This is a genomic window from Prevotella sp. 885 (assembly GCF_002265625.1).
Classification (GTDB): Bacteria; Bacteroidota; Bacteroidia; order Bacteroidales; family Bacteroidaceae; genus Prevotella.
The window spans coordinates 39,759-58,077 of record NZ_NOVE01000010.1; the positions used below are offsets into that span (position 1 = coordinate 39,759).

10 protein-coding genes and 1 tRNA gene are annotated in these 18,319 nt (G+C 52.6%); 5 read left to right on the forward strand and 6 right to left on the reverse strand.

Annotation, left to right across the window (positions count from 1 at the left end):
* Positions 1–25: 25 nt before the first annotated feature.
* The gene (rnr, locus tag CHL74_RS05150; protein ID WP_094880098.1) at positions 26–2,221 is read left to right on the forward strand and encodes a ribonuclease R; all 2,196 of its coding nucleotides are present in this window, start codon (positions 26–28) and stop codon (positions 2,219–2,221) included.
* A 667-nt stretch (positions 2,222–2,888) separates the two neighbouring features.
* On the opposite strand, the gene CHL74_RS05155 is transcribed toward rnr, so the two are convergent.
* Positions 2,889–5,957, reverse strand: coding sequence for a T9SS type A sorting domain-containing protein (locus CHL74_RS05155; protein WP_094880099.1), 3,069 nt, complete (start codon positions 5,955–5,957; stop codon positions 2,889–2,891).
* 412 nt (positions 5,958–6,369) lie between these two features.
* On the opposite strand from CHL74_RS05155, the gene CHL74_RS05160 reads away from it, so the two are divergent.
* Positions 6,370–6,444 (forward strand) — tRNA-Val (locus CHL74_RS05160).
* Positions 6,445–7,395: 951 nt separating this feature from the next.
* Here the strand turns inward: CHL74_RS05160 and CHL74_RS05165 are convergent.
* From CHL74_RS05165 to CHL74_RS05175, 3 genes are read right to left on the reverse strand one after another with little or no spacing between them, the layout of a single operon-like run.
* Positions 7,396–8,373, reverse strand: a complete 978-nt coding sequence (locus CHL74_RS05165; RefSeq protein WP_094880100.1) for a transporter — start codon at positions 8,371–8,373, stop codon at positions 7,396–7,398.
* A gap of 42 nt (positions 8,374–8,415) precedes the next feature.
* Positions 8,416–9,393: a YqiA/YcfP family alpha/beta fold hydrolase gene (locus CHL74_RS05170; RefSeq protein ID WP_094880101.1), complete on the reverse strand. Its 978-nt coding sequence runs from the start codon at positions 9,391–9,393 to the stop codon at positions 8,416–8,418.
* A gap of 12 nt (positions 9,394–9,405) precedes the next feature.
* Complete coding sequence (locus CHL74_RS05175) at positions 9,406–10,767, reverse strand: sodium-dependent transporter (RefSeq protein WP_094880102.1); 1,362 nt, start codon at positions 10,765–10,767, stop codon at positions 9,406–9,408.
* Between the two features lie 66 nt (positions 10,768–10,833).
* On the opposite strand from CHL74_RS05175, the gene CHL74_RS05180 reads away from it, so the two are divergent.
* Positions 10,834–11,295 carry a VanZ family protein gene (locus tag CHL74_RS05180; protein WP_094880103.1) on the forward strand — a complete coding sequence of 154 codons (462 nt, stop codon included), beginning with the start codon at positions 10,834–10,836 and terminating at the stop codon, positions 11,293–11,295.
* 555 nt (positions 11,296–11,850) lie between these two features.
* Here the strand turns inward: CHL74_RS05180 and CHL74_RS05190 are convergent.
* Positions 11,851–13,464, reverse strand: coding sequence for an OmpP1/FadL family transporter (locus CHL74_RS05190; protein ID WP_094880105.1), 1,614 nt, complete (start codon positions 13,462–13,464; stop codon positions 11,851–11,853).
* 260 nt (positions 13,465–13,724) lie between these two features.
* Between CHL74_RS05190 and CHL74_RS05195 the strand changes: the two genes are divergently transcribed.
* Positions 13,725–14,480 carry a copper homeostasis protein CutC gene (locus tag CHL74_RS05195; protein WP_094880106.1) on the forward strand — a complete coding sequence of 252 codons (756 nt, stop codon included), beginning with the start codon at positions 13,725–13,727 and terminating at the stop codon, positions 14,478–14,480.
* Between the two features lie 42 nt (positions 14,481–14,522).
* On the opposite strand, the gene CHL74_RS05200 is transcribed toward CHL74_RS05195, so the two are convergent.
* The gene (locus CHL74_RS05200) at positions 14,523–16,595 is read right to left on the reverse strand and encodes an HD family phosphohydrolase (protein ID WP_094880107.1); all 2,073 of its coding nucleotides are present in this window, start codon (positions 16,593–16,595) and stop codon (positions 14,523–14,525) included.
* Positions 16,596–16,774: 179 nt separating this feature from the next.
* Between CHL74_RS05200 and gltX the strand changes: the two genes are divergently transcribed.
* Positions 16,775–18,292, forward strand: a complete 1,518-nt coding sequence (gene gltX / locus CHL74_RS05205) for a glutamate--tRNA ligase (RefSeq protein ID WP_094880108.1) — start codon at positions 16,775–16,777, stop codon at positions 18,290–18,292.
* Positions 18,293–18,319: the final 27 nt, after the last annotated feature.

The window sequence follows — 18,319 nt, forward strand, 5'->3', positions numbered from 1 at the left end:
TAGTATATACTAAAAAGATAAAACCATGGGAAAAGGAAAGAAAGGAGGCAAACGCCTGACAAAGAAACAGCTCGTACCGAAGCTGGAGGAGCTCTTCTCCTCGAATCCCGGCAAGACGATGTCCTTTAAGGAGATATTCAGAAGTCTGCATCTCGACACACACCCGCTGAAGATGCTTGCCATTGACATTATGGAAGAGATGGCATGGGACGACTTCATCACGAAGGTGTCGGACAACTCATACCAGCTCAACCAGAAGGGACAGGTGCAGGAGGGTGTCTTCCTGCGCAAGACCAACGGCAAGAACACCATTACGCCGGACGGCAGCGACAAGCCGATTTTCGTGGCAGAGCGCAACTCGATGTGGGCGCTCAGCGGCGACCGCGTGCGCTTCTCGTGCATGGCGCGTCGCAAGAACCATATAAAGGAGGCGCAGGTCATCGAGATTCTGCATAGAGCGAAGGAGACGTTCGTAGGAAGAATCTCCATCGACCACGACCTCGCGACGCTCATCTCGCCGTCTAACGTACTCGCCAACAGCATCATCATTCCGCGACGCAAGCTGAAGGGTGCCAAGGAGGGCGACAACGTGGTGGTGAAGATAATGGAATGGCCGGACGCTGACCACCGCAACATGATCGGTGAGGTGACGGACGTGCTGGGCAAGTCGGGAGACAACGACGTGGAGATGAACACCATCCTCGCACAGTACGGTCTGCCGTATAAGTATCCGAAGAACGTGGAGGAGGCTGCGGAGAAGATTTCAGCAGAGATAACGCCGGAGGACTATGCCGAGCGCGAGGACTTCCGCGACACGTTCACGTGCACCATCGACCCGAAGGATGCCAAGGACTTCGACGACGCGCTGTCCATCAAGAAGCTTAAGGACGGCCTCTGGGAGGTGGGCGTGCATATCGCCGACGTGAGCCATTACGTTAAGGAGGGCTCGGTCATTGACAAGGAGGCGGTGAAGCGTGCCACAAGCGTGTATCTCGTCGACCGTACCATACCGATGCTGCCCGAACGTCTCTGCAACTTCATCTGCTCGCTCCGTCCTGACGAGGAGAAGCTGGCGTTCTCCGTGATATTCACTCTCAACGACGACGCGGAGGTGAAGGACTATCGCATCGTGCACACGGTCATCAAGTCGGACCGCCGCTATGCCTACGAGGAGGTGCAGCAGCTGCTGGAGGACAACGGCGTGGTGGACGGAACGGGCGAACCGGCACCGAAGGCTCCCAAGGGAGGATATAAGGGCGAGAACGCTGACCAGCTTATCACGCTGGACCGACTGGCTAAGAAGCTGCGCGCGGCACGATTCAAGAACGGTTCGGTAAGGTTCGACCGCGAGGAGCTTCACTTCGACGTGGACGAGAAGGGCAAGCCCATCCGCTGCTACTTCAAGCGCTCGAAGGACGCCAACAAGCTAATCGAGGAGTTTATGCTGCTTGCCAACCGCACCGTGGCGGAGAGCGTGGGCAAGGTGGCGAAGGGCAAGAAGCCGAAGACCCTACCCTATCGTGTGCATGACAATCCCGACCCCACAAAATTAGAGACGCTGCGCGAGTTTGTGGTGAAGTTCGGATATAAGGTGAAGACGGACGGCACGAAGGGTGCGATGGCGCGTTCGCTGAACGCTCTTATGGACGCGTGTGAGGGCAAGCGTGAGCAGAACCTCATTCAGACTGTGGCGCTGCGTGCGATGATGAAGGCCAAATACTCCATCCATAACACGGGTCACTTCGGTCTGGCGTTCGACTATTACACGCACTTCACATCGCCTATCCGCCGTTACCCTGACACGATGGTTCACCGTCTGCTGACGCGTTATCAGCAGGGCGGACGTTCTGCCAACAAGGAGCATTACGAGGAGCTGTGCGAGCACTCGAGCGAGATGGAGCAGATTGCTGCCAACGCCGAGCGCGACTCCATAAAGTATAAGGCTGTGGAGTTTATGTCGGAGCGCATAGGCAACGTGTACGACGCTCACATCTCCGGCATCCAGTCGTACGGCATCTACTGCGAGATTGACGAGAACCACTGCGAGGGTCTGGTACCGATGCGCGACCTCGATGACGACTACTACGACTTCGACGAACGCAACTACTGCCTCGTTGGCCGTCGCCATCACCACAAGTACCAGCTGGGTGATGCGATACGCATCAAGGTGGCAAGTGCCAACCTCGAAAAGAAACAGCTCGACTTTACGCTGGCGGAATAGGAGTTTTTGAATTAGTAGGTTTGCTTAATCTCGTAGGCAGGGCTTTGACAAAAACATTCATCCACAATCCGCTTACGGGCGCAAACCCTAAACGGGTTTAAACAAAAGGCTTTACGTCAGGTCTTACGAGAACAAGTTCTCGACAACCTGACGTAAAGCCTTTTGTTTGTGCACAGCACGCGCCCATAAGCGAAAAAAACAAGTAAAAACACAAGAATGCGGGTGAGATTACATATTCACCTTAAATGCAAATATCGTACAAAGAGTAAAAACATGTTACAAAATAAAAATCAATTCTAGAGAATCAGAAAGCCGTTTTCATGGTGTTCTGCTGTGCAAACAGCACCAATGTTTAACGATAGCGCCACTTTTACAGTACAATAGTGCCACTATTAGAGTGTAAAAGTGGCGCTATTGCATGATAAAAGTGGCACTATTAGAGTGTAAAAGTGGCGCTATTGCAGCAAAAAGTGGCTCATTTGAGAGCTGAATTTCATAGCGTTTTATTAGAAAACCGTATAACGCACTGTGTATAAGTACGTTATCTCAAAACGCTCAAAACTCAAGAATTTCGCACCAAAGATTTCTTCGTGCGCTCAACTCATAGTATTGAGCATCAGAAATGCAAATATTGTGTCGGACGGCGGACGCCGTCCGACACTACATTTTACTTATTAACGCTGATCTTCATAGCCTGACGCTTGCCGTCCACCTTGTAGCTAACTACGTAGACGCCGCGCTGGAGACCACTTGTATTGACAGTGCCCTGCTCTGAGAAGACGCCAGTTGCCACTACTCTGCCAGCCACGTCAGATACGGTGTAAGCGGTGCCGGCAACGGCTGCAGTGTTGGCAGAAGTAATGCCATCGGTCTGGGCATCAGTCATGTAAATCATGATGCTTGCAGTACGTGAGTAGTAGTTCTGATGGCCAACCTGTGTGAAGTCGAACCACTGCTTAGCGTAATAGCTGCCCCACTCATAAGCGGCGTTGCCCTCGAGCGGACTGTTGTACTGTCTGAAGCTTACGTAAGGACAATAAGTGTCGCAGTTAACTGCTGTGAGGACTGCGAGGTTCTTGCCAGCCTCATACTTGAACGGCTCGTCAAGAGCAATGGTCAGATCACCAGTGCTCTTCTGTGCGATGCTTGTGATGCCGTCGTAAACGAGAGTGAGCTGTTCCTCAGGAATCCATCCGTCCTTAGTGTTGGTAAGGTCGGTGTTGGCAAGATAGATGCGTACGGGGATTGACTCCACGTCGCTGTACTGATAAAGGGCGTCATACGGCCAAGCCATCTTCTGGATGAGCATATCCTTATTTTCACCGATTTCGTCAGCAGAATAGATGTTGAGGGCTGCTGCATACTGGTTAGAGAGGTCGAACGGTGAAGAGCTGGCTGTTGAAGAAGACTCAAGGCCGATACCTACAACGTCACCATCAAATGCCTCGCGTACGATGACAGTCATATAGTCTGTAGTGTTGTCGTCTGCATACTCGTCGTCAGGCCATGTGCGAACCACGCCACAAATGGCGGTGGTGTCGGCCACCTGCGGTGTCCATGCCACCTCAACGTCTGCGTATTCGCCGCTGTTAAGAGTAACGGCAACGTCCTTATGATTGAGTTCCTCACCGTTCTTGTCGACGAGAGTGACGCGATAAGCGTAAGCCTTATCGGTACCACGGTTCTCTACGCGAACAGTATAGACGCTTTCCTTCTTTGCCATCGGCTTCTCAGGACCGCTGATTGAAACGGCAGCGAGGTTAGACTTCTCTGCCTTCTTCACACTAAGATTGAACACCTCAAGCCAGTCGGCACGCATCGGAGAGAGAGCGTGGATGCCAAGGTTCTTGTAGCCGTCAGACTCTGCCTTGAAGACAACACCGATACGCTGCTTGTCGCGGTTGCCCTTGACGGTAACGGTGTCGAGGACCTGAGCAGGCTTTACAGTATACATCTCGTCAAGGAGAGCAAACTCGAGCTTGTCAGCGCTGTAAGCGTGAAGCTCCATCTCTGCGCGGTATGTGGCGTCCTTCTCGAAAGGCATGTAATAGCTGATGAGCCAGTCGTCAGAAACGGCTGTGCTGGAAGCCTGGTGTCCCATGACACGGTCGCCGGAAGAAACCTTGGTCCACATCCATGCGTAACCATCCTTATTGGCATCCATAACTGTCCAAGAGTTGTCAGCATCGAAAGCCGTGAAATCGAATGTCACGGGCATTGAGTAAGCAGGACCGAAGACGCGGGTCTCGGTCTCCACAGCATTGCTCTCGCCGTCGGCGTTGGAAGCCACAACAGAATAAGAATACTGACCTACGGGCGAGATGTTCTCGTCAGATACGGTGGTCTGCTTCAGACCGTCGGCGATAACTCGACCGTCGGGCTTGCGCACTACCTTATAAGAAAGAGAAGAAGCGTCAACGTAACCTCCGTTAGGACCTAACTCGGGCTGATTCCAAGAAATGACAGCCTTGTCATAACCGTCATGCTGGAGAGTAAGAGTGGTGATGTCAGCAGGAATGTCGCGACCCACGAAGATGCGTACCTTCTCCTCGGCACCCTCGCCTACAGAGTTGGAAGCCACTACAGAATAGAAATGATAGCCACCCTTCACGTCGCCGAGGTCGTCAGTGTAAGACATCTCCTCGCCCATTTCGGGATTCTCGAAGGTCTTGATAAGTTCGCGGTCACGATAAACCTTGATGTCGGTAAGAGAAGAAAGCTCCTTGCCGTCGAAGGTCTGTGTGGGGTTCATCCAATAGAGCGCGACGGTGGTAGCGCCGTTCGCACCTGGAACACACTCGAAGTCGCTGACTGCGGACGGCGTGCCCTTTGCAGAAGCAGCAAACGGAACGTAGAGACCGGCAATCTGCGGGCTGTTGCCAACGGCAGCCACCTTCTGTGCAGCACCTGTGTTGATATCGACAGTAGCGATGCAGTCGTCGAAGTCGGTTCCGCCCATGAGGTTGGCAGCCCAGTAGAGAGTTTCGTCAGAATGGTCGAACTCCATACTCTGATAGTATGTGGGATGCCATCCGGTGGCTCCCACTACAGTGACGTTGCCATTGGTCTTGTCAATCTTGCATAAATCTCCCTCGAAAGAGATGCCGTAAAGCTGTCCTTCATAGGTGCAGGCAAGCGTGAAGAAGCGACGGTCAAGGTCGGCAACGAGCTTGCTCTCGGCAGTGTTGAGGTCGATGGTGAAGAGCTGTGTGTATGCGTCGTTGAGAACAGAGATGGCATACATAGTCTTCGTGCTATAGTCATACGACATATCGTTGATGTGGCTGGTGTAGCCCGAAAGCTCGCCTACCGACTCAGTAACATCCTTCTCGATGTCGTAACGAATCAGTTCCACGGGAATCATCTTCTGCGTGGTAAGGTCGGTCTGCGTAAGCTCTGCATAGTAGTAGCGCTCAGCGTAGGCACCGGCGGTGACATCATGGTTGGCATCGCCAAAATACTTTACCAGACTGAAGCGGGCACCCTCTGTGAAGGGGAAGCTGACGAGTCCGTTAAGCATATTGCCGTCGGTCAGATCGAATCCGAGCACACCGTAAGCGGTCTTCGTGGTGCCGTTAGCCTTCTTGATGACGAGGGGCGCCTGACGATTAGGAGCCGAAGCGCTGGACGCTGGCTTACGTGTGTTCAACTGAGCGAGACACTGCACTGCAGGCATCACTAACAAAGCGAGCAACAGACTTGCAGCCTTGTGGAGAGTTGAAGATCTTTTTCCCATAAAATACTGAATTTTGTTAGAAATGTTTAAAAGCACGGCGACAAATTTAGGAAAATTAAACGATATCACCAACAAAATATCAACATTTCACAGAATAAAATATACATTTTGTTAGAAATATATTATAGATATTGACAAATGTATAACAACAAAGTAAGGTTGTTAAAAATCGAACATCAATATATTAAATAATATTATTCAAGTGAAAGGGAGTATATAATATTTTTCGGATATCTCTCTCACAATCGTTTTCCCACTAATATGGCATGACTATATGAGGGGGAAAGCGGCAAAATCACTTTTTTTCGATAAAAGATAAAAAAAGTTGCAGAAAAGTTTGGAGGTTACAGAAAAACTCACTACCTTTGCAATCGCTTTTAAGAACAAAGCTTTTACGAAAGCAATAAAGCAAGGGCGCTTAGCTCAGCTGGTTTAGAGCATCTGCCTTACAAGCAGAGGGTCGGGGGTTCGAATCCCTCAGCGCCCACAACGAAACGGATAAGTCAAATGACTTATCCGTTTTTTTTGTTTATATCCCCAGGAATGCCGGAGCAGACAAGGGAGTACATAAGTTTTACAAGCAGCCGTTACTAACATAGGAGGCTATGGCGTCTCGCCGTAGCTACGCACCCACCCATAGCAGAACACCATATAGCTCATTATAGCTGATCGTTAGTGGGTGCGTGACTATGGCGAGACGCCATAGCCTCCTATGTTTGTCTTGCTGTTTATTGTTATTACAGCAAATGATTATCACGCTTTGACACGGCAACAACGAATTAAACGAATTAACGAATTGTTGGCAACTACAAGCAGCCGTTACTAACATAGGAGGCTATGGCGTCTCGCCGTAGCCAAGCACCCACGTACAGCAAAACATTGTTTATGGTAGCCTCGCACCCACGTACAGCAAGACATTGGTAACCCCGCAACCACGGACGCGAGCAGATTGAGTATGAGCTGATGGTACTAAGTTACGTATTACAGCTGCGAGTTCCGCGAAGCGGGACCTATATCATGAAACCCACTGCAAGCTGCGAAGCAGCGCAGCTGTGGGTACGTGCGACACCTCCACCTAAATATAGTTCCCCGGAGGGGGACTTACACATCCTGTATGATATTGAGGATGATAGTCGGTCCCGCTTTGCGGAACCAAGAGAGGGAGAGGGGATGCTTATCCCACAGCTGCGCTCCTTCGGAGCTTGCAGTGGGTTTCTGATAGATACGTGTCCCATCGGGACACGGCGCTGATTGGTGGGCTGCTATGGTGGGTTGCGAGATACGGCGCTGGGGGGCAGCTATGGGAGGTTGCGGGACACGGCGCTGATTGGGGGCTGCTATGGGAGGCTGCGTGGCTACGGCGAGACGCCATAGCCTCCTAAGTTTGTATCTGACTTGGTGCAAAATTAAAAACTAAACAACTCCTAACTCCTAATTCCTAACTCCTAATTCCTAACTCCTGATTCGTGCGGCGCTTCGCCGCACGCCATATCTGCCAGCTATTGATGATGTTCTGCCAAAGGATGTAGCAGCCGGGACCTACGGAGGAGAGGGGTGAGAGATAAGTGCAGGCTATCCAGATGGCGAAGGCAGTGTTCTTCTGACCCAATCCCTGACCAGCATTGACCGTAACACCGAAGCGTCTGCCAATAGCGCGACCGCAACCGAACTGGAAGAGGCAGAGCACGAGGGAGAGGAGGGCTATGAGGAGGAGGAAGGAGACGGAGGTGTCGGCGTGCAGGATGTTCTTCATCGTGGTGCCCGAGACAATGAGCAGGGAGCAACCCCAGAGGTAATAAGAAAGGTCTTTGACGGAGACAATGCGACGGCACAGACCGTGCATGTAATGCTTGACGATGTAGGCAAGGAGCATCGGGATGACCAGCACCGTGAACACCTTATATAATATAAGGGAGAAAGCGGTGATGAATCCGATGTCGGCTCCCTCGTCGAGCATCGGGAAGCAGATGGGGATGAGAAGGGCGGTGATGAAGTTGGAGAGGAACGTGTACGTGGTCATCTCCTCAAGGTTGCCGCCAAGCTTCTGCGTCACAACGGGGGCGGCAGAAGCACACGGACTGATGATGCACGTTAGCAATGCCTCGGCAAGGACCAGAGCGCGACCATGCAGACCCAAGGCGAGGATGGCAGCCATCACTGCCACCACGCAGAGCACCTGAAAGACAGCCACCCACCAATGCCATGCCACGGGGCGCATCTTGCGGAAGTCCACCTTGCAGAACGTCACGAAGAGCACGCAGAACATAAACACGGGGAGGAGCGTGGCGAAGACGGGAGAGGCTTTGGTGGCGAATCCGTCAAGGGCGGGGATGAGGGCAAAAATGAGATAGACCCCTATACCCGTGCCGATAGACACGGGAAGGGTCCAGTTCTTTATGAAGTTAAGGATGTTCATGGCTGAATGAATTACGTTCAGGGGTTAGCAGCCGGTCGGAGGTTATTGTCCTCCAAGTCGGTCGAAGAAGACGATTATCTCCTCCCATGTCTTGAAATCGTCGCTGCCCCACTCTATCGTGGTGCCCATAAACTCGGGTTGCGGTGTGGAAGCAACGAGGTAGTCGCCATAGATAAGCTGGCGTTCATTGGTGAAGAGTACGTGTCCCCAAGCCGGAGCACTAAGATATTCCTCCACCCATGCCATGTCTGCCACCATCTGCTCGGGAGAATTGGAAGGCGACGGGGCGAGGATATAGACATTGTAATGTTCGAGCAATGCCTCGTAAGCCTTGTGCATGGAAGCGGTGGCGTGTCCGTAGCTGTCGCGAAGAGTCTGGATGTCGATGTAGACAACAGGACGCTCACGTTTCTCCTGGCGGTCGTCGATGTAGCGGATGAGCGGCAGCAGATAGTGCATGGCTATCTTGTCGGTCAGACGATGTTCGCCGTGGAAGGTGATGGCGTTGGGGTAATGGCTGCGGAAGAGGTCGAAGGTGTGGACCACGGGATCGGCATCGCCGAAAAGACCGTAAACGCGGTCAGGTTCAGCCAACGATTCGGGGGAGAAGCAATGCGTGGTGGCTTCTGTGTATTCCTTTATCAGACCCTTGGTGACCATAAACTCCTGCACGCCGTCAAGACGGGGATTCTGGAAGACCTGCTTGCCGGTGAACTTAGACATCGTCTCGCCCATCTCGAAAGCGGGATTGACAAGGATGCGGTCGAAGCCGTGGAGCTGTTCGGTATACATACCGCCCATTGACGTGCCGATGATAAGGTCGGGCTGCTCCTCGTCCGCCATGGAGCGGAGCATAGCCATCGCCTCCTCGGGATGGATGGGGATGTCGCGTGCCACAACAGTGGCGTTGGGCATGAGATGGCGGAGCATCTCTACTGTGCCGGACTGTGCCGAAGAGGCAAATCCGTGAACGTACATAATCTTCTTGCCCGACATAAGGTCGGGATATTGCTTTTCCATAATGATTTTATATTAGCCTATTAATCCTAACTGATTGAGGAAGATTAGCATGATACATATTGGGCAGACGAAGCGGACCAACAGCAGATAGAGGCTGAAGAAGCGTCCGGAGAGGGTGCCCCAGTTAGTAAATTCGTCGCGAACAATCTTTCTTGGCGCAAACCATCCGAGATAGATGCAGGTGAGGAAGCCGCCGAAGGGGAGCAGAAGCTGACCCGTCACGAAGTCGAAGACATCGAAGAGCGACTTTCCGCAGACAACAAGCCAGTCTCTGCCGCCGATGGAGAGGGAGCAGAAGGCGCCGATGACGCTGCACACTACGGTAATGACGAGGGCGGCGCGGGGACGAGGCATGCGAAACTCCTCACTGAGGAAAGCGGTGCTGACCTCGTGCAGGGAGATGAGCGACGTGAGGGCTGCAAGCGACAAAAGTATATAGAACAGCACAGCAACAAGCATGCCGATGAGGGGCATTGAGGCGAATGCCTGCTGGAAAACGTTGGGCAGGGTGATGAAGATGAGCGACGGACCGCTGTCGGGGTTGATGCCAACGGAGAATGCGGCAGGGAAAATCATAAGGCCGGCAAGGATGGCGATGAAGGTGTCGATGGCGATGATGTTGGCAGCGGAGCGCACTAAATTGGTCTGGCGCGAGAAGTAAGAAGCGAAGGTGCAGAGACAGCCCATACCGATGGACAGCGAATAGAACGACTGACCCATGGCGGCGAGGAGCATGCTGCCGTTCATCTTGGAGAAGTCGGGACGGAAAAGAAACTCAACGCCTTTGGACGCACCGGGCAACATACACGAGCTGACTACGACGATGAGGAGGAGGATGAAGAGTGTTGGCATCATAGCCTTTGACGCACGCTCAATGCCTTGACGCACGCCACGGATAATGATGAAGTGGGTGGCAGCAAGGATGGCTACGGTCCACAAGACGGGACGCAGCGGGGAGGAGGAGAAGTCGGCGAAGTAACGCGATATGTATGCAGGGTCGCCATTGAGTTCGCCCATAAACGAGGCGAAGATATACTGGAGGCACCATCCCGACACTACGGCATAATAACCCGTGATGAGGAAACCGGTGAGCACGCCCATATAGCCGACGAAGCGCCAGGGACTGCCGCCGGAGATGCGCGAATAGGCACGGGCTGTGTTGGCAGCACCGTGTCTGCCGATTATGAACTCGCCGAGAATGCAGGGCAAGCCAAGCAGGAGAACGCAGACAATATAGATGATGATGAACGTGGCACCACCGTTCTGACCTGCCATATAAGGGAAGCGCCACACATTACCCAATCCTACTGCTGAGCCGGCGGTGGCGAGCACCATGCCCAGCTTACTTCCAAAATTTACTCTTTGTTCTGACATAATAACTTGATTTTCGATGCAAATGTATGAATTTTATTTACTTTTGCATCAAAATCGAAAGTAAATATGGAATATCTGAAACATTTAGTAAAACACTACCCCGTCTCTTCTTTCTACATTCTGATAATATGGGTACTCTGCTTCGCAACCGTACCTTCCACGCCGCTTGACGATGTCACGATGATAGATAAGTGGGTGCACATAGCGATGTATGGCGGCACATGCGCCACGATATGGCTGGAGTATATCCGCCGCCACGATCCGCACCGTTTCTCGCAGAAGGTGGTGAGCATCGAGGAGGGCGTGACAAGCAAGCCCCCAACCTCCCGCCTGAAGCTCTTCCTCCTCGCATGGTTGGCGCCGGTGGTGATGAGTGGAACGATAGAGATTCTGCAAGCGAACTGCACGGGTGGCAGACGCAGCGGAGACTGGATGGACTTCGCCGCCAACAGCCTCGGAGCAACATTAGGCGCAGTAGTGGGAATCGGGGTGTTGGTATGGCGTGCGACGAAGCGTGGCAAGAATTAGAAGATTGGAATGGACATGGTATTATAATATATAAAAAGAGGCAGGGCTTTGACAAAAACCTTACTCCACAGTCCGTTTATGGGCGCAAATCCTATCGGATTTAAATAAAAGGCTTTACATTAGGTCTTACGAGAACCAGTTCTCTACAACCTAACGTAAAGCCTTTTATTTGTGCACAGCACGCGCCCATAACCGGAAAAAACAAAGAAAAACACAAACAGGTGGCTCCCGCCATCCGCTACCTTGTGTTTTGTTTGTTTTTCCTTTTGTTGGCACAGTGATGCTTCGGCATCACTCATGATATCGTTTGGAGGATGGGTGTCGAGAGCAACGCTCTCGTAAATCCCATTCGCCAAACGATATCATGAACCCGTAGGGTGTGACAACAAAAGGCTTGTGGATAAAGGTTTTTGTCAAAGCCCTGCCTAACACAGCTACCTCACAGATAAATTTCTGTTTACAATTCAGCCAACAAGCAAAAAAAATATGGGCAGCCATTGGGGCTGTCCATATTTTTTTGAGTGAACTGAGTTTTTATATTTATGACATTTTCTTTTAGAAGTTGATGTCAATACCAGCTGCGAAGACGTTGTTGTTACGCGAGTAGTCGGCAGAGTAGTTGATGGCGTTGCCCGGGATGAGCTCCACAGACTCCGTTGTCTTCTTGTGCTGATAGAAAGTGTGGAAGTAAGCCACGGTGAAGCTCATCTTCTTGTTGAAGTGCCATACGCCACCCAAGCCCACTGAGTTGGAGCTGGTCACGAATGACTTGTCGTCCATGAAGCGCTTATCCTTCGATGTTGTGGCCTCCTCTTCAGGCAGACCGTAGTTGGTGCTCTGCCATCCGGCGCTGACCGTGAACTTCTTGTTGATGTCATACTCCACGCCGGCGTTATACTCCAGTGTGCCGTGGTCGAGCTTCTCCTGACGGTTGTTGTAAGCCTTGGCGTTCTTGTCGTCGAAGAAGTGGAAGCCTACGTTGATGCGGAGCGGATCGATGGGGCTGTAGCCTACGCCAACGCTGAGGTATGCGGGGATGTCAGCGGCAATCTTCTTGCCGTCAGCATATTCGCCGATAGCCTCGTCCAGCTCGGTGTCGAACTGATTCTTCAGATTCTTCATTGTCTGCTGCACAGTCTGGTTGGCAAGTACTGCAGCTGCTGTTGCCTCTGCCTGCTCAGCGGGTATACCTTTCTGAGTGAGAATCTGAGTCATCTGCGCTGAGAGGTTGGCGGGAAGGTTACCGATACTCGGCACGAGGTTCACCGACTTGTTCTTCAGACGCATACGGGTCTTGAATTCGTACTTGGCTGAGAAGTTCCACTTGCCGGTCTTGAAGTCAACGCCGATAATCGGAGTGAAACCGATGCCGTTCTGGTCGCAGCTAAGCTCAATGTTGGCAGCGTCCTTCTTAGTGGGGTCGAGCACCATATAGAGAGGCATGTTGCCCACCTTGATGTCCTCCACGTATCCGTAATAGTTGGTTGTGGCGTAAATGCCGCGAACGCCTCCGAAGACGCTGAAGTTGTCAGACACCTTGTAAGCGGCGCCGAGCGAAAGACCGAAGTAGTACTGACGGCCGTGCATATAGCTGTTAAAGCTGTACTTGCCGCCTGCTCCGAAAGCCTGGTCTGAAGAGAACATTTTCATGTTTTCTTGCTTGAGAACGCTTCCGAGGGCGCCGTCAACGGTGCGTGCAAGACCGCAAGCTGCCATGGCTGTCTCTGCCACGATGCGCTCAAACGATCCCAGACCGTTGTCGAACGTACACTTGCCGCCGCCACCGGTCAAGGCGAAGTTGCCCTGGAACGACCAGCGGCCCTTGTTGTAGGCGTATTGGAATGAGGGGATGACGGGCGCGAACGCCTCACCCTTGAATTCGCGTGGTGTGATGGGGTTGTTGACGTTATTGGTGAACAGACTGTAGTCGTTCTTTATCGTACGGTCCTGATAGGCGAGCTGCCAGTTGATGGAGAGGTGGTGGCCGTCACCGAGGAACACTACGCCGGCGGGGTTATAGTAAACGCCGTCTATTCCTATAGAAGCCTCACGGCTCATCATTCGGTTGAACGCTACATTCTGATTGGTGTTTGTGAGGAATCCTCCTGCAAACGAGACGCTGCTTGACGCAATCGCTGCTGTCAAACAAGCTGCTTTTAATTTGTTCATCTTAAATAACCTTTAATAAATTGGTTGCAAAGGTAAACAAATTGTTCTCTTTTTCCGTGTTTGCGACTTTCAATTTAAAGTCTATTAACAAAACAAACGGCTTCTATTGCACAAAGAATTAGGTTTGTGCAATAAAAGCCGCTGTTTCTTAGCTCTTTCATAACCTATAAATCCATAGGTTCTTCTTGGCATATTACATAAATTAATGTAAATTTGCTGACCCAATCAGATAAACAAATCAATCAACCTTATATTATATAATAATGAGAGAAGACTTTAAGTTTGAGATATGCGCCAATGGCGTGGAGAGTTGTCTGGCAGCGCAGGAAGGCGGCGCTGACCGTGTGGAACTTTGTGCGGGCATTCCCGAGGGCGGCACGACACCGTCGTACGGAGAGATTAAGGTGGCACGCCGTCTGCTCACCACCACCCGTCTGCACGTCATCATCCGTCCGCGCGGCGGCGACTTCCTCTATTCGCCGCTTGAGGTGGAGCGTATGCTGGAGGACATCCGCGTATGCCGTGAGCTTGGCGTTGACGGCGTGGTGATAGGCTGTCTGAACGCGGACGGTACGTTGGACATGGACGCCAACCGTCGCCTCGTTGAGGCTGCCGAAGGAATGTCCGTGACGTTCCATCGTGCTTTCGACCGCTGCCGCGACCCGCATCTCGCTCTCGAACAGCTCATCCAGCTCGGCGTTGACCGTGTCCTGACTTCCGGTCAGCAGCCCACCGCCCTTGAAGGCATCGGTCTTCTGCGCACCCTCAACATGCTCGCCGCAGGACGCATCATAATCCTCGTCGGTTGTGGTGTCAACGAGAACAACATCCGTCAGATACGTGACGAGACCGGCGTGCGCGAATTTCATTTCTCAGCCCGCACCCCCGTCCGCAGCCGCATGCAGTTCGCCAATCCCGACGTCTTCATGGGAGCCAAGGACGCCGACGAGTCCACATTGATGTATACGTCGGCAGAACGCGTGAGGGCGACAATTGGGAATGCGGTGGAGGAATAAATTGCAGTTTTTTTAAGTTGAGAGTTGAGAATACACATCCTCTCAGTTCTTCTCCTCCTCACTTGCCTTCTTCATCTCCGGGTAAGAGATTCTGGTGTGGTAGATGGCTTTCAGGCGTTCTATGAGAACCAGCTTGGCAATGGCGAGGTCGCGGAAGGTGATGGGGCATTCCTTGAAGTAGCCGTCCGTCACGTCCTGGTCAATCATGCGGTTGACGAGAGTGGAGATGCTCTCCTCCGTGTATTCTGGGAGGGAGCGCGAAGCAGCCTCCACGCCGTCGGCAATCATAAGGATGGCCTGTTCGCGGGTGAACGGGTTGGGACCGGGATAGGTGAACGGAGCCGGATCGACCTCCTCTTCGGGATGCTCGTTCTTATACTTTATATAGAAGAACTTGGTGATGCCCGTGCCGTGGTGCGTCACGATGAAGTCGCGGATGATGGTCGGCAGGTTCTCGCGCTCAGCCAGTTTCACGCCCTCCGTGACGTGCGAGATGATGATGCGGGCGCTCTCCTGATAAGTGAGTGTGTCGTGCGGATTGACGCCAGCCTGATTCTCGGTGAAGAACACGGGATTCTTCATCTTGCCAATGTCGTGATAGAGGGCACCCGTACGTACGAGCAGGGCGTTGGCTCCAATCTTATTGGCAATCTCGGCGGCGAGGTTACCCACTGTGATGGAGTGCTGGAAGGTGCCGGGGGCTATCTCGGAGAGGTCGCGCAGCAGACCGCGGTTGGTGTTGGAAAGTTCGAAAAGCGTCACGCTCGACACGAATCCGAACATCTTCTCTATGATGTACATCATCGGATAAGCGATGAGCAGCAGCACGGCGTTAACGACGAAGTGGTAATACATGTCGTGGTCCATGCTTGAGAAATCGTTGTCCTGCATCAGCTGCAGCGCCAAATAAACAAATGTGCTGCCTATTCCCACGAGGATGGCGGTCTTGAACACCTGCGCACGCCTTGTCAGCTCACGCAGCGAATAGATGGCGATGAGTCCTGCCACAAGCTGTATGATTATGAATTCGTACTGATAACGCACGGCGGTGGTGCATATCAATATCATCGTAACATGACATACAAACGCCGTTCGGGAGTCCATAAACACTCGCACGAAAATGGGCACCATGGCGAACGGCAGCATGTAGACGCTGAGGAAGTTATGGCGCATCATGAGCGAAACCACCACCGGGAACAGCGTTATGAGCGTATAGAGCATGGCTATGGATCGCGGCTTGTTGAAGTAGTCGCGGCGGAAGAGTCCCAAGTACATTGTGAAGAGGAACACCATAAGCGTCACGAATATCACCTGACCGATGATGGTGTTGGTTATCTGCGTCTGCGTTGCCGACCTTCTCTTTATCTCTCGCTCGAACGAGCTGAGCACGCGGTACGTGTATTCGTCCACGATGTCGCCACGGTCGATGACCTTCTGTCCGCTCATCACCATGCCGCTGGCTGGCGGTATGGAGGAGAGGAGGTCGTTGCGCTCGGTCTCTGACTTGCCCTTGTCATAGATAAGGTTAGGTTCGATGTAGTTGTTGAGGTTGCATCGCTGTAGGATTGGGCGCTGCATGGCTATCTGCTCGTCGATGAAGAGCTGCTCGTAGGCGGAGAGGGTGGAATAGACGCAGCCCAATGATATGCTCTGTGCGCTGTTGCCGCTCACCAGTCTCACCTGCGAAGTGGAATCGCGGTAAGCCTCGTTATATTCGGGCGTGTCCATGATGCCAGCCTGATATAGTCGGTGCAGGCGGTCTGCTATGAGGCGCACGTAATTGTGCGGCAGTCCGGGGATGCCGTTCTGATAGTCCGCCAGGAACTTGCTGACCTGCTTTTTCTCCACCGCCGGGTCGTAGTTGTAGTAAGGCTGATAGGTCTCCAGCAGCGAGTCTTCCTGCTCCTTGATGGTCTCGTCGGTCTTGTAGATGGGGAAGTCGAACTTGGCGATGAACGATCCGTACATCCACGGCTTTCCGATGTCGTAGCGGAACTGCTTGCTTTCGTTTCGCGGCAGCGCCCATACGATGAGGAGAACAGTGATTAGCACGAGTAGCGTGCGGCTGAGGAAGTTGCGCCACTTAAGCTTTCTGCTTGAATAGAATTTTTCCATAATGGTGTTGTCTTTGGGATGTCGTTTAGGTGTCCTGCGGGCTTTGCCAGCGGACGATTGTGCTTATATTCTTATGTTTAGACTGCAATATTACGAAAAAAATGTCAGAATCGGAAAAATTGTACTACCTTTGTAAAAATAAACGATATACAGATACATAAACATATATATATTCATTTATGTCAGAGAGAAAAGTAAGGGTGCGTTTCGCACCGAGTCCTACAGGACCTTTGCACATCGGTGGTGTGCGTACAGCATTGTATAACTATCTTTTCGCCCGCCAGCACGGCGGAGACCTGGTGTTCCGCATTGAGGACACCGACTCTCACCGCTTCGTTCCCGGAGCAGAGGAATATATCATCGAATCGTTCCGCTGGCTCGGCATCAAGTTTGACGAGGGTGTGAGCTTCGGCGGCAATCACGGACCTTACCGTCAGAGCGAGCGTCGCGCCATATACAAGAAGTACGTTGACCAGCTCCTTGCTGACGGCAAGGCTTACATCGCCTTCGATACGCCCGAACAGCTCGAAGCCAAGCGTGCCGCTGTGCAGAACTTCCAGTACGACGCACGCACACGTCAGGAGATGACCAACTCGCTCACTCTTCCGAAGGAGGAGGTGGAGCGCCGCATCGCCGACGGCGAACAGTATGTGGTACGCTTCAAGGTGGAGCCCGGAATAGAGGTGCACGTGAACGATATGATCCGCGGCGACGTCAAGATAAAGAGCGACATTCTGGACGACAAGGTGCTCTATAAGAGCGCTGACGAGCTGCCCACATACCACCTTGCCAACATCGTGGACGACCATCTCATGGAGATAACACACGTAATCCGTGGCGAGGAATGGCTTCCGTCAGCCCCACTGCACGTGCTTCTCTATCGTGCCTTCGGTTGGGAAGACACCATGCCTACCTTCGCTCACCTGCCGCTGCTCCTCAAGCCCGAGGGCAAGGGCAAGCTATCGAAGCGTGACGGCGACCGTCTCGGATTCCCCGTATTCCCGCTGGAGTGGCACGACCCGAAGACCGGCGACATCTCTTCAGGCTATCGCGAGAGCGGCTACTTCCCCGAAGCAGTCGTAAACTTCCTGGCTCTGCTCGGATGGAACCCCGGTACGGAGCAGGAGCTCTTCTCGCTGGACGAGCTTGTGGAGCAGTTCGACATACACAAGTGCTCGAAGTCAGGCGCCAAGTTTGACTATCAGAAGGGCATGTGGTTTAATCATGAGTATATCCTCCGCAAGTCTAACGAGGAGATTGCACGACTCTTCGCTCCCATCGTAGCCAACAACGGCGTGGACGAGAGCATGGAGCGCATCACCAAGGTGGTGTCAATGATGAAGGACCGCGTAAGCTTCGTAAAGGAGCTCTGGCCTCTCTGCTCATTCTTCTTCATCGCTCCGCTGGAGTATGACGAGAAGACAGTCAAGAAGCGCTGGAAGGCAGACTCGGCTAAGGTGATGACCGAACTGGCAGAGGTGCTTGAGGGCATCGACGACTTCTCCGTAGAAGGTCAGGAACCCATCGTGATGAAGTGGGTGGAAGAGAAGGGATATAAGCTCGGCGACGTTATGAACGCCTTCCGTCTTGCCCTCGTCGGAATCGGCAAGGGTCCCGGAATGTTCGATATCTCAGCCTTCCTCGGCAAGGAAGAGACGCTCGCTCGTCTCCGCAAAGCCGTAGAGGTGCTTAAGTAAGAATAAGCACACATCCATCCACAACCA